Annotated in this window: 13 protein-coding genes and 2 tRNA genes; 12 read left to right on the forward strand and 3 right to left on the reverse strand. The window is 63.4% G+C overall.

Features of this window, described 5'->3' with window-relative positions; genetic code table 11:
• Positions 1–11: 11 nt before the first annotated feature.
• From yidD to rpmH, 3 genes are read right to left on the reverse strand one after another with little or no spacing between them, the layout of a single operon-like run.
• Positions 12–407, reverse strand: a complete 396-nt coding sequence (yidD, locus tag NIBR502772_RS02155) for a membrane protein insertion efficiency factor YidD (protein ID WP_141138873.1) — start codon at positions 405–407, stop codon at positions 12–14.
• A complete protein-coding gene (gene rnpA / locus NIBR502772_RS02160) occupies positions 400–810 on the reverse strand; it encodes a ribonuclease P protein component (protein ID WP_056342732.1) in 411 nt (136 codons plus the stop codon). The genes yidD and rnpA overlap by 8 nt, the downstream gene beginning before the upstream one ends.
• Before the next feature lie 41 nt (positions 811–851).
• Positions 852–989, reverse strand: a complete 138-nt coding sequence (gene rpmH, locus NIBR502772_RS02165; RefSeq protein ID WP_003800212.1) for a 50S ribosomal protein L34 — start codon at positions 987–989, stop codon at positions 852–854.
• A gap of 469 nt (positions 990–1,458) precedes the next feature.
• Between rpmH and dnaA the strand changes: the two genes are divergently transcribed.
• The 12 genes from dnaA (at position 1,459) to NIBR502772_RS02220 (ending at position 14,753) form a co-directional block, all read left to right on the forward strand.
• Positions 1,459–2,880 (forward strand): chromosomal replication initiator protein DnaA, encoded by a 1,422-nt coding sequence (gene dnaA / locus NIBR502772_RS02170; RefSeq protein WP_056342735.1) that lies wholly within the window; start codon positions 1,459–1,461, stop codon positions 2,878–2,880.
• A 528-nt stretch (positions 2,881–3,408) separates the two neighbouring features.
• On the forward strand, positions 3,409–4,533 hold the full coding sequence (gene dnaN / locus NIBR502772_RS02175) for a DNA polymerase III subunit beta (RefSeq protein ID WP_141138874.1): 1,125 nt from the start codon (positions 3,409–3,411) through the stop codon (positions 4,531–4,533).
• 121 nt (positions 4,534–4,654) lie between these two features.
• On the forward strand, positions 4,655–5,539 hold the full coding sequence (gnd, locus tag NIBR502772_RS02180) for a phosphogluconate dehydrogenase (NAD(+)-dependent, decarboxylating) (protein WP_141138875.1): 885 nt from the start codon (positions 4,655–4,657) through the stop codon (positions 5,537–5,539).
• A gap of 45 nt (positions 5,540–5,584) precedes the next feature.
• Complete coding sequence (recF, locus tag NIBR502772_RS02185) at positions 5,585–6,787, forward strand: DNA replication/repair protein RecF (protein WP_141138876.1); 1,203 nt, start codon at positions 5,585–5,587, stop codon at positions 6,785–6,787.
• Positions 6,780–7,337 (forward strand): DUF721 domain-containing protein, encoded by a 558-nt coding sequence (locus NIBR502772_RS02190; RefSeq protein ID WP_056342749.1) that lies wholly within the window; start codon positions 6,780–6,782, stop codon positions 7,335–7,337. The genes recF and NIBR502772_RS02190 overlap by 8 nt, the downstream gene beginning before the upstream one ends.
• Before the next feature lie 374 nt (positions 7,338–7,711).
• Positions 7,712–9,802, forward strand: a complete 2,091-nt coding sequence (gyrB, locus tag NIBR502772_RS02195) for a DNA topoisomerase (ATP-hydrolyzing) subunit B (protein ID WP_141138877.1) — start codon at positions 7,712–7,714, stop codon at positions 9,800–9,802.
• A gap of 59 nt (positions 9,803–9,861) precedes the next feature.
• On the forward strand, positions 9,862–12,537 hold the full coding sequence (gene gyrA / locus NIBR502772_RS02200) for a DNA gyrase subunit A (RefSeq protein ID WP_141138878.1): 2,676 nt from the start codon (positions 9,862–9,864) through the stop codon (positions 12,535–12,537).
• On the forward strand, positions 12,534–13,214 hold the full coding sequence (locus tag NIBR502772_RS02205) for a DUF3566 domain-containing protein (RefSeq protein ID WP_141138879.1): 681 nt from the start codon (positions 12,534–12,536) through the stop codon (positions 13,212–13,214). Before gyrA ends, NIBR502772_RS02205 begins: the two co-directional genes overlap by 4 nt.
• A gap of 99 nt (positions 13,215–13,313) precedes the next feature.
• Positions 13,314–13,387, forward strand: a tRNA-Ile gene (locus NIBR502772_RS02210).
• 69 nt (positions 13,388–13,456) lie between these two features.
• Entirely contained in the window at positions 13,457–13,573 is a 117-nt protein-coding gene (locus tag NIBR502772_RS22575; protein ID WP_210412373.1) for a DLW-39 family protein, read from the forward strand.
• Between the two features lie 72 nt (positions 13,574–13,645).
• A tRNA-Ala gene (locus NIBR502772_RS02215) sits at positions 13,646–13,721 on the forward strand.
• Positions 13,722–13,808: 87 nt separating this feature from the next.
• On the forward strand, positions 13,809–14,753 hold the full coding sequence (locus tag NIBR502772_RS02220) for a DMT family transporter (RefSeq protein ID WP_141138880.1): 945 nt from the start codon (positions 13,809–13,811) through the stop codon (positions 14,751–14,753).
• Positions 14,754–14,770: the final 17 nt, after the last annotated feature.

Genomic DNA, 14,770 nt, shown 5'->3' on the forward strand with positions numbered 1-14,770 from the left:
ATCCCTATTCGTCAGGCCGCAAGGCGGCCTTCTCCATCAGTCTGAGCAGCCAGGTACTTGTCCGGGTTGTTCAGCACAACAATTGTGGGGGTCCGGTGATCGGGCCAGTGGCGGTGGCCGGCGGGGACATGGTCCACACCGCCGGCATTCCACGGATGGCAGCGCACAAGGCGACGGGCCGCAAGCCAGCTGCCCTTCACCGCCCCGTGGACAGTGATCGCCTCAAGGGCGTACGCGGAGCAGGAAGGAAAGAAACGGCAGACCTGGCCATACAAGGGAGAAATCACCTTGCGGTAGGCCATCAGCAGCAGAATAAGAATGTTTCTGGGCAGGTTCCAGAGGAAGGTGCCCACGGTGGCAGCAACAGGATGAAGGTAGTGGACGACGGCGGCAGTTACCTTACGCACGCTGTGTCCCTTCCTGTGTTGTACCGGTTGAACCGTTTACAGCAGCCCGCGGAAGGCGGCTGCCCAACCGGCTCATGGTTGATTCCAGTGCGGCGTTGTAGTCCGCCAGCAGTTGATCCCAGCTGGCGGCAGCGGACGCAGGCAGCGCCCGGACCACTATGGCGAACCCGGTACCGTACTCGCGCAGCGAGGCAGCACCGGCTTCTCTCAGTCTCCTCTTAACGAGGTTCCTGACCACAGCGTTCCCGACACCTTTGGAAACGATGAACCCGATCCGGCTGGGTTCGTCGGCAGCAATAGCTGCCGCATATAACACTACGTTCCGGCGTCCATTGCGGACACCGGAACGTACAGTTGTTGAAAAATCGGTTGCAGTCCTCAAACGGTTACGGGTGGCCAGCACCTTAAACTCGCAAAGAAAAGTTAAACCGACGAGTCAGTTATCTAGGCCGACAGTTCGGTGCGGCCCTTGCCACGACGGGCTGCCAGGATGGCACGGCCGGCACGGGTACGCATACGAAGGCGGAAGCCGTGCTTCTTGGCTCGACGGCGGTTATTCGGCTGAAAAGTCCGCTTGCTCACGTTAGTTACTCCAGTGGATCAAAGGTGCGCCCACCCGATCAGTAAAAGGGGAAGAACTGGCCGACGCTAAGTTTTGTATATGCACGCTTCCCCCGGCTGCTCCAACGCGGTGCGTCAGAGAGATTCAGAAGGGGCCAAAAAGCGTACACAAAGGACTTCACAACGTTAGGGCAAAATGCCTGCCAGAGTCAAACCGGGGTACCCCTGCGTCCCTGTCCCCGGCTGTGGTTAACCTGGCCCCACAGCCTGTGGATGAAGTGGCTCACAAGGCCTGTTTTCGAACCACAACGGTGTAATTATCCACAAGCTACTTCCCAGCTATCTTCTGGCCTTTTGTTCCCCTAGAGTGGCTCAGTAGCCGATTATCCACGGACTGTGCATAACCCTGTGGATGAAGCTGAACCAGCATCCTGGTTCGGGACTTGGGGCTGCACGTAATGCAGGCACGCAAGTTTTGAGGAACTGATTGATGACAGTAGACGAAGCCAACCACGCCAATACTGTCGGAAGTTCCTGGCGTCGGGTTGTGAGCCTGCTCGAGCAGGACGACCGCGTATCTCCACGGCAGCGGGGCTTTGTCATCCTGGCCCAGGCCCAGGGCCTGATCGGATCCACCCTCCTGGTGGCCGTTCCCAACGAACTGACCCGTGAAGTCCTTCAGACCCAGGTCAAGGACGCCCTGGATGACGCCCTGCATAACGTTTTCTCCGAGGACATCCGCTGCGCGATCGACGTGGACACCGATCTGGTGCCGCTCCACACGGAGCCGGAACCCGTCGTCGAACCTTCCTACTCGCCGGACCAGCTGATCGAACAGAAGCCGCAGCCGATGCTGCCGAGCACTTCCCACGAGTTCGGCCGGCTGAACCCCAAGTACGTCTTCGATACCTTTGTGATCGGTTCGTCCAACCGCTTTGCCCATGCAGCTGCCGTGGCCGTGGCCGAAGCGCCCGCCAAGGCCTACAACCCGCTGTTCATCTACGGTGATTCCGGGCTGGGCAAGACCCACCTCCTGCACGCGATCGGCCACTATGCCCGCCGCCTGTACAGCGGAATCCGGGTCCGGTACGTGAACTCCGAAGAGTTCACCAACGACTTCATCAACTCCATCCGCGATGACGAGGGCGCCAGCTTCAAGACCACGTACCGCAACGTGGACGTGCTGCTGATCGATGACATCCAGTTCCTGGCCGGCAAGGACCGGACGCTGGAGGAGTTCTTCCACACGTTCAACTCCCTGCACAACAACAACAAGCAGGTGGTCATCACCTCGGATCTGCCGCCCAAGCAGCTGGCAGGTTTCGAGGACCGGATGAAGTCCCGCTTCGAGTGGGGCCTCCTCACCGACATCCAGCCGCCCGAGCTCGAAACCCGCATCGCAATCCTGCGGAAGAAGGCCCTCAGCGAAGGCCTCTCCGCCCCGGACGATGCCCTGGAATACATCGCTTCCAAGATCTCCAGTAACATCCGCGAACTCGAAGGCGCACTGATCCGGGTGACGGCATTCGCCAGCCTGAACCGCCAGCCGGTCGATGTTGCGTTGGCTGAGATGGTCCTGAAGGACCTCATCACGGACGACGGCGCCCAGGAAATCACGTCGAGCCAGATCCTGATCCAGACGGCGGAGTACTTCAAGCTCACCATGGAGGAACTCTGCAGCAAGTCCCGGACCCGCACGCTGGTGACCGCCCGGCAGATCGCCATGTACCTCTGCCGCGAGCTCACGGATATGTCCCTGCCGAAGATCGGCCAGGAACTCGGCGGCCGCGACCACACCACGGTGATCCACGCGGACCGCAAAATCCGTGAGCTGATGGCTGAGCGTCGTGTGATCTACAACCAGGTCACCGAACTCACCAACAGGATCAAGCAGCAGCAGCGCAACTCCTGAGCCGTCGCCTCTATACCTTATTAACAGGTGCGTGTGGATAACCCTGTGGATACTTAAGGGGACAACCGAGCTTAATGGGCTTAAAACCCTTAAGCCGCCTGTGGATCAGCGAAAACCCAAAAATTGTTATCCCCATCCACAGCCTGTTTAAAACCTGCGTCACCCACAATCCATGAACAGGGCTTAACCGCTGGATCCTGCGGCCGGATCGAGTTATCCACAGTATCCACAGCAGTTATTAACACTACTAATCCCAAGAAATTGATTTCCCTCAAATAACAATCTCGATCCGCACCCCGAACCGGCCCAGGCCCAAGGGCCTCCGGACCCCAGGCGTCCTGACCGGGGATGGGTTAATCAGCCGTCTTCCGGCTAAGCTGTCAGCAGCGCTCCCATCCTCGGGTTTCTTTGTGGTTCAGCACTCGATGAACCATGCAGGTTCCGTTGTTGGGGCGCCACTACTTTTGGGCTCCCTGTGGGAGTTTCCGGTTCAGACAAGGCAGCAGCAATGAAAGGCGGCACCCTTCCGTGAAGTTCAGAGTCGAACGGGACGTCCTGGCAGAAGCCGTCACCTGGACAGCCCGGTCGTTGTCTCCGCGGCCGCCGGTTCCAGTACTGTCGGGCCTGCTGCTGAAGGCTGAGGCCGGTACGGTCAGCCTCTCAAGCTTTGACTACGAGACCTCCGCACGGCTGGACATCCCCGCGGACATCACCACTGAGGGAACCATCCTCGTTTCCGGACGCCTCCTCGCAGACATTTGTCGCAGCCTTCCTTCCGCTCCGGTGGTCGTGGAGACCGATGGCAACAAGGTGACGCTGACCTGCCGCCGCAGCAGCTTCCACCTGGCCACCATGCCCGAGGCCGAATACCCGCCGCTGCCTGCGTTGCCCGCCATCAGCGGCACCGTCCCGGGTGACGCATTCGCCCAGGCTGTGTCCCAGGTGATCATTGCGGCCAGTAAGGATGACACGCTCCCCATCCTGACCGGCGTCCGGATGGAGATCGAGGACGACCTCATCACGCTTCTGGCCACCGACCGCTACCGTCTGGCCATGCGCGAAGTGCCGTGGAAGCCCACCACACCGGGAATTTCCACCAGTGCGCTGGTGAAGGCTAAAACCCTCAACGAGGTGGCTAAGACCCTTGGCAACAGCGGCGACATCAACCTCGCCCTTGCTGACGATGACAGCCGGCTCATCGGTTTCGAAAGCGGCGGCCGAACCACCACGTCGCTGCTCGTGGATGGCGATTACCCCAAGATCCGCTCGCTGTTCCCGGATTCCACCCCCATCCACGCAACTGTCCAGACGCAGGAACTTGTGGAAGCCGTCCGCCGTGTGTCGCTGGTGGCCGAACGCAACACCCCGGTACGCCTCGCCTTCACCGAAGGACTGCTGCACCTGGACGCCGGCACCGGCGAAGATGCCCAGGCCTCCGAAGAACTCGAAGCCCAGCTCTCCGGTGACGACATCACCGTCGCCTTCAACCCGCACTACCTGGTGGAGGGCCTGAGCGTCATCGAAACGAAGTACGTCAGGTTCTCCTTCACCACGGCGCCGAAGCCCGCGATGATCACGGCCCAGGCAGACGCCGACGGCGAGGACCAGGACGACTACCGTTACCTGGTCATGCCCGTCCGCCTTCCCAACTAGTCCCCACCGCCACCCTCGCCTCGCAAGCTCGGCCAGGGAACCCTGGCGGCGTGGGCCCAGACAGTTGATGTCGTTCTGGGCCCCAAAACGACAGCCAACCCCGCGCAGAAAAGAGACCCACGTGCATATTGGACTGATCGGCCTTGGCAAGATGGGTTTCAACATGCGCGAACGCCTGCGCAAGGGCGGCATTGAGGTCACCGGTTTTGACCGCAACCCCGAGGTCACCGATGTTGCCTCCGTGGATGAGCTCATTGCGGCCGTTCCGGCCCCGCGGCTGATCTGGGTCATGGTCCCGTCAGGCGACATCACCGATGCGGTCGTCACCGAACTCGGGGACAAGCTCGACGCCGGCGACCTGGTGATCGACGGCGGCAACTCCCGCTTCACCGAGGACCAGAAACATGGTGCCGCGCTGGCCGAGAAGGGGATCCGTTTCGCCGACTGCGGCGTTTCCGGCGGAGTGTGGGGCCTCCAGAACGGGTACGGGCTCATGGCTGGCGGCGATGCTGCCGATATTGAGCGGGCACTGCCGGTTTTTGATGTACTCCGTCCCGAAGGCGAGCGGGCGGACAGCTTTGTCCACGTCGGCGGAATCGGCGCCGGGCACTACGCCAAGATGGTCCACAACGGCATCGAGTACGGCCTGATGCAGGCTTATGCCGAAGGCTACGAACTGCTTGCCGCCAAGGACATTGTCGACGACCTGCCCGGTACGTTCCGCGCCTGGCAAAAGGGCACCGTCGTCCGGTCCTGGCTGCTGGACCTCATGGTCAAGGCGCTGGACGAGGACCCGGGACTGGAATCCATCGATGACTACGTCGAAGACTCGGGCGAAGGCCGCTGGACCGTTGAGGAAGCCATTGCCAACGCTGTCCCGGCACCGGCCATCACGGCCGCACTCTTCGCGCGCTTTTCTTCCCGCGAGGAAAACTCGCCCGCCATGAAGATGGTTTCCGCACTGCGCCACCAGTTCGGCGGGCATGCCACCCGTCCCGCCAAGTAACATCCACCCCGGGACCCGCGGGTTCCGAGAATTGTCGAACACCGCGTGTACCTAGAACACCTTTCGCTCACTGACTTCCGCAGCTACGCCCAGGTTGACCTTCCCCTCGAACCGGGGGTTACCGTGCTCGTCGGGGCAAACGGCATCGGCAAAACCAACCTCATGGAGGCCATCGGGTACCTGGCCACCCTCAGCTCGCACCGGGTCAGCTCCGACGCCCCGCTGCTCCGGTTCGGCACGGACCGCGCGCTGGTCCGTGCCCGCCTGGTCCGCGGTGGCCAGACCACGGTCCTGGAACTTGAGATCAACGCCAGCCGCGCCAACAGGGGCCGAATCAACCGCAGCAATCCCGTCCGTGCCAGGGATCTCCTGGGGATCTGCCAGACAGTGCTTTTCGCCCCTGAGGACCTGGCGCTCGTCAAGGGAGATCCGTCCAACCGCCGCCGGTTCCTGGACGAGCTGCTGGTCAGCCTCATGCCCCGGCATTCGGCGACGCGCACGGACTATGACCGTGTCCTGAAGCAGCGCAACGCCCTGCTCAAATCCGCCCGGGCTGGAAAATTCACTGCCGGGCACGAGGCCACCCTCGATGTTTGGGACCAGCACATGGCCCGGGCGGGCGCTGAGCTGCTGCACGCGCGGCTGGAACTGGTGGAACTGTTGAGCCCGCACCTGGCCAAGGCGTATGCCCAGCTCACGGATGGGTCCAAGGAAGCCAACGCCGTCTACCGGTCCACCCTCCAAAACCTGATGGACGACGACGGCGGCGCGGCACCGGGTGCCGGTGGCGCTTCGTTGACGGATGGGTCCGCCGCTGCCGAAGATCTGCGGGACCTCACCGTTGAGGACCTCACCGGCCGCTATGTCCAGGCCTTTGCAGCCTCTCGCCGCAAGGAACTTGAACGCGGAATCTCCTTGGTGGGGCCGCACCGGGATGAGCTCGAACTGATCCTCGGCGAAGCGCCCGCCAAGGGGTACGCCTCGCACGGCGAAACCTGGTCGATGTGCCTCTCCCTCCGGCTCGCCTCGTATTACGTCATGCTCGATGACGCGAGGACCGGCGGGTCTGCACCGATCCTCATCCTCGACGACGTTTTCGCCGAGCTGGATGTGGGGCGCCGGCGTAAACTGGCGGCAATAGTCTCCGGCGCGGAACAGGTCCTGGTGACCGCCGCCGTCGACGCCGATATCCCGGAGGAACTCTCCGGCCGGCGGGTGAAGGTCATCCCGGGAGGAATCGATGAATAAGGATGAAAAGGGCGGGCTGCAGCCCGGCCGGGATCCTGACAACATCGACGCGCCGCAGGCTGCGCTGAACCGCATGCGTGAGGCCGCGGCCGCACGCGGCGAAATCCGCCGGAAGGCACCCCCCAAGGCCGGCGCCGCCAAGACAAAGGGTGGGATCCGGGATACCCGCGGTTTCAGCCAGTTCCATTCCACCGGCCGTGATCCGCTGGGGCTTGGCAAAGTGGTGGGACGCCTCGTGGCCGAACGCGGCTGGAGCTCGCCGGTAGCGGTGGGATCGGTCATGGCAGAGTGGGCCACGCTGGTTGGCCCGGAGATCTCAGCGCACTGCACCCCGGAGAGCTTCACCGATACCACCCTTCACGTGCGCTGCGACTCGACGGCCTGGTCTACGCAGCTGCGGCTGCTGAGCAACAGCCTGCTGGAGAAGTTCCGCACGGAACTGGGCGATGGCGTGGTCACCAGCATCCAGGTGCTCGGCCCGTCAGCACCCAGCTGGCGCAAGGGCGGACGCACCGTCAACGGCCGCGGGCCGCGCGATACCTACGGTTAGCCGCCGCCGTCGACTCTTGAATATTCGTCCGGCGGCGTGTAGGGCGGGCTAACGCCCTTGGGGCGTATAGGCACCCGGAGACGGGACTTCGAGGGCGCCCTAGGCGGGGTCAACGGCCTCGCATCGGCACATCAAGGTCCCGCGACGCCCGCCGGAATGCGGGTTTGCAGCCCATTTCACGATAGAATCACAGCAGATAACTGGGCGCCGGTGAAACGTTGACTGAGTCCGTTTTCCGCACGCTCTCCGCAGGCGGACTTCGGTCCTGCACGTCGACGTATCCGTCAGCGCCATCAGCTTGTGCCTGTTGGCGGATGCTTTCCCTTGGAAGGCCGCCGCCGGCCATCATCGAAAAAGAGGAGTCGACAGCACCTGTGGCTAACGACAATACAGATACCCAGGCCTTGGAACGCGCAACGGAGGACGTCCCTACCCCCGATACGCCGGCGGCGGCCGTGACACCCCGGGAATACGGCGCAAGCGACATCACCGTACTTGAGGGCCTCGAAGCCGTCCGGAAACGCCCGGGCATGTATATCGGCTCCACCGGGCCGCGCGGCCTGCACCACCTGGTCTATGAAGTGGTGGACAACTCTGTTGACGAGGCACTGGCCGGGTACTGCACGCACATCGAAATAGTCCTGCAGGCCGACGGCGGCGTCAAAGTTGTAGATGATGGCCGCGGCATCCCCGTGGACATGCATCCCACCGAGCACAAACCCACCGTGGAAGTGGTTATGACCATCCTGCACGCCGGCGGCAAGTTCGGCGGCGGCGGTTACGCAGTCTCGGGCGGCCTCCATGGCGTGGGTATCTCCGTGGTGAACGCGCTCTCCAGCAGGGTGGACACTGAAGTCCGGCGGCAGGGCAACGTCTGGCGGATGTCCTTCGCCGACGGCGGCAAGCCCCAGGGCGGGCTGGTTAAGGGCGAAGAAAGCGCCACCACCGGCACCACCCAGACCTTCTACCCGGACGCGGGAATCTTCGAATCCACGGAATTTGATTTCGAGACGCTCCGCGCCCGCTTCCAGCAGATGGCCTTCCTGAACAAGGGCCTGCGGATCACGCTCACGGACGAGCGCACAGCAGCATCGAACGCGGACGCCAATGAGGACCTCAACCTTGACGTCGTGGTCACAGAAGGCGAAGTCACCGCTGAGCACCGCACCGTGGTGTACCAGTACGACGACGGCCTGCTGGACTATGTGAAGCACCTGAACTCGGGAAAAAAGGTTGATGTTGTCCACGAGGACGTCATTTCCTTCGAAACCGAGGACACGGAACGGCACATCGCGCTGGAAATGGCGATGCAGTGGACCAACGCGTATTCCGAGAGCGTCCACACCTACGCCAACACCATCAACACCCACGAGGGCGGCACCCACGAAGAGGGTTTCCGCGCCGCGATGACCTCCCTCATCAACCGCTACGCGCGGGAGAAGAGCATCATCAAGGAAAAGGACGACAACCTCACCGGTGACGATATCCGTGAAGGCCTCACGGCGGTCATCTCGGTGAAGCTGGCCGAACCGCAGTTCGAGGGCCAGACCAAAACCAAGCTCGGCAACTCCGAGGTCAAGGGCTTCGTCCAGCGCGTGGTCACCGACGGCCTGGGCGACTGGCTGGAACGCAACCCCGGCCCCGCCCGGGATGTCATCCGCAAGGCCATTTCCGCGGCCCAGGCCCGGATGGCCGCCCGGAAGGCCCGTGACAATGCGCGCCGCAAGAGCCCGCTGGAATCCTTCGGGATGCCCGGCAAGCTGTCCGACTGTTCCTCGAAGGATCCCGCCCGCTGCGAGGTGTACATCGTGGAGGGCGACTCCGCCGGCGGTTCCGCCAAACGCGGCCGCAACCCTGAAACCCAGGCCATCCTGCCGCTGCGCGGCAAGATCCTGAACGTGGAGCGGGCCCGGCTGGACAAGGCCCTGGGCAACACCGAGGTCCAGTCCATGATCACCGCGTTCGGCACCGGCATCGGCGAGGACTTCGACCTCAGCAAGCTCCGGTACCACAAGATCGTGCTGATGGCCGATGCCGACGTTGACGGCCAGCACATCACCACGCTGCTCATGACGCTGCTGTTCCGCTACATGCGCCCGCTGATCGAAAACGGCTACGTGTACCTGGCGCAGCCCCCGCTGTACCGGATCAAGTGGTCCAACGCGCCGCACGACTACGTCTTCAGCGACAAGCAGCGCGATGCCAAGCTCCTGTCCGGGCAGGCCGCCGGCCGCCGTATTCCGAAGGACAACGGCATCCAGCGCTACAAGGGCCTGGGCGAGATGGACTACACCGAGCTGTGGGACACCACCATGGACCCGGACCACCGGACCCTCCTGCAGGTCACCATGGACGATGCCCTGGCAGCGGACCAGACCTTCTCCACACTGATGGGCGAAGACGTGGAGTCCCGCCGAAACTTCATCCAGCAGAACGCCAAGGACGTCAGGTTCCTGGATATCTGACCGGTTCACCGAGTAGATATTCCAAGTCCGACATATACCTGAAACGGAAAATATAAACGATGAGTGACGAGACACCCGAGAACCCGGCGGAATCCGCCGATCTTCCGGAAACCGTTCTTGAAGGCGACGTGCTGGTTGACCGCGTGGAGCAGGTGGACCTGCAGACGGAAATGCAGCGCTCGTACCTGGACTACGCCATGGCCGTTATTGTGGGCCGTGCCCTTCCCGACGTGCGCGATGGCCTCAAGCCCGTGCACCGCCGCGTGCTGTACGCAATGTTCGACGGCGGTTACCGGCCGGAACGGTCCTTCAACAAGTGCGCCCGTGTGGTGGGCGAGGTCATGGGCCAGTACCACCCCCACGGCGACACCGCGATCTACGATGCGCTGGTCCGCCTGATCCAGGACTGGACCATGCGGTACCCGCTGGCCCTGGGCCAGGGCAACTTCGGTTCGCCGGGCAATGACGGTGCCGCCGCCCCGCGGTACACCGAAACGAAAATGTCCCAGCTGGCCATGGAGATGGTCCGGGACATCGACGAGGAAACCGTCGACTTCCAGGACAACTACGACGGCAAGAACCAGGAACCCACCATCCTGCCGGCCCGTTTCCCCAACCTGCTGGTCAACGGCTCCTCCGGCATTGCCGTGGGCATGGCCACCAACATTCCGCCGCACAACCTCCGCGAAGTGGCTGACGGCGTCCAGTGGTACCTGGCAAATCCGACGGCCAGCCGCGAGGAACTGCTCGAAGAGCTGCTGCTCCGTATCAAGGGACCCGATTTCCCCACCGGCGCGACCATTCTTGGCCACAGAGGCATTGAGGACGCGTACCGGACGGGCCGCGGCTCCGTGACCATGCGCGCCGTGGTCAACGTCGAGGAACTCCAGGGCCGTACGTGCCTGGTTGTCACCGAACTGCCCTACCAGGCCAACCCGGACAACCTGGCCATCAAGATCGCCGAACTGGTCAAGGACGGGAAGATCTCCGGCATTGCGGACCTCCGCGACGAGACCTCCGGCCGCACCGGCCAGCGGCTGGTCATTGTGCTCAAGCGCGACGCCGTGGCCAAGGTGGTGCTGAACAACCTGTACAAGCACACCGACCTGCAGAGCAACTTTTCCGCCAACATGCTGGCCATCGTGGACGGGGTGCCGCGCACGCTGAGCCTGGACGCCTTCATCCGCCATTGGGTAACGCACCAGCTGGACGTCATTGCGCGCCGTACCCGCTACCGCCTGCGCAAAGCCGAGGAAGAGGCGCACATCCTGCGTGCCCTCCTGAAGGCATTGGACGCGTTGGACGAAGTCATTGCGCTCATCCGTGCGTCCAACACCACCGAAGCCGCGCGCGACGGACTGATGCAGCTGCTGGACATCGACGAACTGCAGGCCCGGGCCATCCTGGACATGCAGCTGCGCCGCCTGGCAGCCCTGGAACGCCAGAAGATCCAGGACCGCCATTCCGAACTTGAGGCCCTGATCGCCGAGTACAACTCGATCCTTGCCTCCGAGGAACGCCAGCGCGAAATCATCAGCACCGAGCTGGGCGAGATCGTGGCCAAGCACGGCGATGACCGCCGCACCAAGATCCTGATGGGCTTCGACGGCGACATGTCCATGGAGGACCTGATCCCCGAAGAGGAAATGGTTGTCACCATTACCCGCGGCGGTTACGTCAAGCGCACGCGAAGCGACAACTACCGGTCGCAGCAGCGCGGCGGCAAGGGCATCAAGGGCGCCCAGCTCCGCGGCGACGATGTGGTGGAGCACTTCTTCGTGACCACTACCCACCACTGGCTGCTCTTCTTCACCAACCTCGGCCGGGTCTACCGGGCGAAGGCGTACGAACTGGTGGAGGCCGGCCGCGATGCCAAGGGCCAGCATGTCGCCAACCTGATGGCCTTCCAGCCGGACGAGCACATCGCCCAGGTCCTGGACATCAGGGACTACCAGCAGGCCCCTTACCTGGTGCTGGCCACCAAGCGCGGCCTGGTCAAGAAGACCCGTCTGGAGGACTACGACACCAACCGCTCCGCCGGCGTCATCGCAATCAACCTGCGCGACGAGGACGAACTGGTATCAGCCCAGCTGGTCTCCGAAACGGATGACCTCATGCTGGTGTCCCGCATGGGCCAGTCCATCCGCTTCACCGCCACGGACGATGCGCTGCGTCCCATGGGTCGGGCCACGTCCGGTGTCACCGGCATGAAGTTCCGCGAGGACGATGAACTGCTGGCGGCCGACGTCGTCACGGACGGTTCGTTCGTCTTTGTGGTCACCGAAGGCGGGTACGCCAAGCGCACCGCGGTGGAGGAATACCGCCTGCAGGGCCGCGGCGGCCTGGGCATCAAGGTGGGCAAGTACCAGGAGGAACGGGGCCACCTTGTGGGCGCCCTGATTGTCCAGGAAGAAGACGAGGTTCTGGTGGTCATGGAAGGCGGCAAGGTTGTCCGTTCATCCGTGGCCGGCGTACCTGCCAAGGGCCGCGACACCATGGGTGTTATCTTCGCGAAGCCGGACAAGAATGACCGCATCATTGAGGTGGCCAGGAACAGCGAACGCGGCCTCGAGGGCGAAGAATCCGTGGACGATGACGTAACGTTGGCTGAAGAGGCCGGGTCCCCCGAGGGATCCGCAGGGTCAGTAACAACGGCAGAAACACCGGCTGTTGAGTCAGAGGACGCCTCCGGCGACGCTGAGCCGAACGAAGACTACACCGGAGGTAACGAGTGAGTAATCCCGACTCATATCCCAAGCCGAGCAGCAATGTCCCCGGCGGAACGCCGCCGCCCGCGGCCGCACCCCGGGTGAACGCCCCCGTCCGTCCGCAGCAGCGCCCACCGGCCCCTGCGGGCGCGCCGGGGCAGCGGCCGGCCGTTCCCGGCCAGCGCCCTGCGCAGGATCGGGTTCCGGCAGGCCAGACGGGCCAGATGGGCCAGCGTGCCGGCCAGGGCAGGCAGGCGGCAGCACAGGCCAGCCAGCGCCCAGTGCAGGGCCGGTCTCCGCGGGCCCAGCCCGGCCTGGTCAAGCCTGCACCCAAGGCCAAGGTCAGGCGTGCACGGCTGCTGGTCAGCAAGGTGGATCCCTGGTCCGTCCTGAAGATGGCGTTCCTGCTGTCGGTGGCGCTGGGAATCGTCACCGTCGTGGCCGCAATCGTCCTCTGGACTGTCCTGGACCTCACCGGAATCTTTGACCAGGTGGACAGCCTCCTAGGTACCCTGTCAGGCTCCGAAGGCGGCGGGTTCGAACTGAAGAAGGTCGCATCCCTGGGCCAGGTGGCTTCCTTTGCCACGATTATCGCCGTGGTGAACGTTGTCCTGCTGACGGCACTGTCCATGCTGTCAGCGGTGCTTTACAACATCTCCGCAACGCTTGTTGGCGGCATCGGCGTCACCCTAACGGACGACTGAAAACCCATAATTTCACCGGAAATTCTCCGGCGAAATGCCTCGATTTGAGATCGGGCCGGGATGTGCTGTAAAGTCATGTCTCGGCCCGATGAGGCATCGGGGCGTATAGCTCAGGCGGTTAGAGCGCTTCGCTGATAACGAAGAGGTCCCAGGTTCAAGTCCTGGTACGCCCACGGAACCTGTGCAGGTTCGAAGGAAGGTTCGGTTTGCTTCACGGCAGGCAGGATCGGAACGGGGAGCATGTGAAGAAGTTGCTGGTACTTGCAGCTGCGATCGCAGGCGTCCTGCTCTACAGGAAAGCACAGGAATCCGAGGCCCGGAAAACAGTCTGGAGCCAGTCGACCGACAAGGTCGAATAGGACGGATTCCCGGACCGGAAGCCTGCAAAAGGCTCCACGGTTCTAGGGTATGATTGACGGGTTGCTTCTTATGGGGGCATGGCGCAATTGGTAGCGCACCTGCTTTGCAAGCAGGGGGTTCGGGGTTCGAGTCCCCGTGCCTCCACCATAAGGAAAGTCCCGGACAGCTGAAAAGCTGTCCGGGACTTTGTCGTTAAGGCGGCACAGTGTTAATCCAGAACAGTAGGGTTGAACGGTGAACTTTCTTATTGCGGCCGTGGGCGTCCTTGGTGTGGCGTCGTCCGGGCCGTTGATCGCCGCGACCCTCGGCGCCACCACCGTCAGTGCCCTCGCCATCGCCTTCTGGCGCAACGCCATCGGGGCCGCCGTCATGGCCACTCCCACCGTGGTCCGCGAACCCCGGCAGTTCGGCCGGATCACCGGCCCTGAGTTCCGCTGGTCGCTGCTCGCCGCCGTCGCCCTGGCCCTGCACTTTGCCTGCTTCATCACGTCCCTCCAGCTGACGTCCGTGGCTGCCGCCACCGCCCTGGTCTGCCTGCAGTCGGCCTGGATCGCGGTCTTCCAGCTCCTCCGTGGCACCAGGCACCGCTGGCAGGTGCTGGCAGGGCTGGGGATCGCCTTTGGTGGTGTTGTCACCATCACCGGGTTTGACATGGGATCCTCGCCGGACGCGCTCCTGGGTGACCTGCTGGCTGTCGCCGGTGGGGCCCTGGCCGGCCTGTACACGCTCGCCGGCGGCAAGGCCCGCCAGACCATGACCACGGGAACCTACACCACGCTCTGCTACGGGATGTGCGCTGCCTTTGTGGCGGTGCTGGCACTCTTCAGCGGCCAGCCGCTGGTGGGGTTCGACGCCGTTGGCTGGGTGGGGATCCTGGCCATCACCGTGTGTGCCCAACTGGTGGGCCACACAGCCTTCAATCACCTGCTGGCCACCATGAGCCCGCTGCTGGTGTCGATGATCATCCTGTTGGAGATCCCCGGCGCAGCCGTGCTGGCCGCGGTCTTCCTGCACGAGACACTGCCCGCAGGCACCTACGGCGGGCTGGGGCTCATCCTCGTGGGCCTCGCCGTCGTGGTTCTGGGACAGCGGTCAGGCTTCAGGAAACGGCGCGAAGGTTCCGCCGTGCGTGGGGATGAACCGCCGTCGGATCGTCTGGCTGAACTAGGAACGGACTGAGGCCGCGCAACAGCCGG

The sequence above is a fragment of the Pseudarthrobacter sp. NIBRBAC000502772 genome, from assembly GCF_006517235.1.
Classification (GTDB): Bacteria; Actinomycetota; Actinomycetes; order Actinomycetales; family Micrococcaceae; genus Arthrobacter.

Coding starts and splice junctions, on each gene's coding strand:
- dnaA (WP_056342735.1), top strand. CDS start 1,459: ATGACAGTAGACGAAGCCAACCACGCCAATACTGTCGGAAGTTCCTGG.
- NIBR502772_RS02190 (WP_056342749.1), top strand. CDS start 6,780: ATGAATAAGGATGAAAAGGGCGGGCTGCAGCCCGGCCGGGATCCTGAC.
- gyrA (WP_141138878.1), top strand. CDS start 9,862: ATGAGTGACGAGACACCCGAGAACCCGGCGGAATCCGCCGATCTTCCG.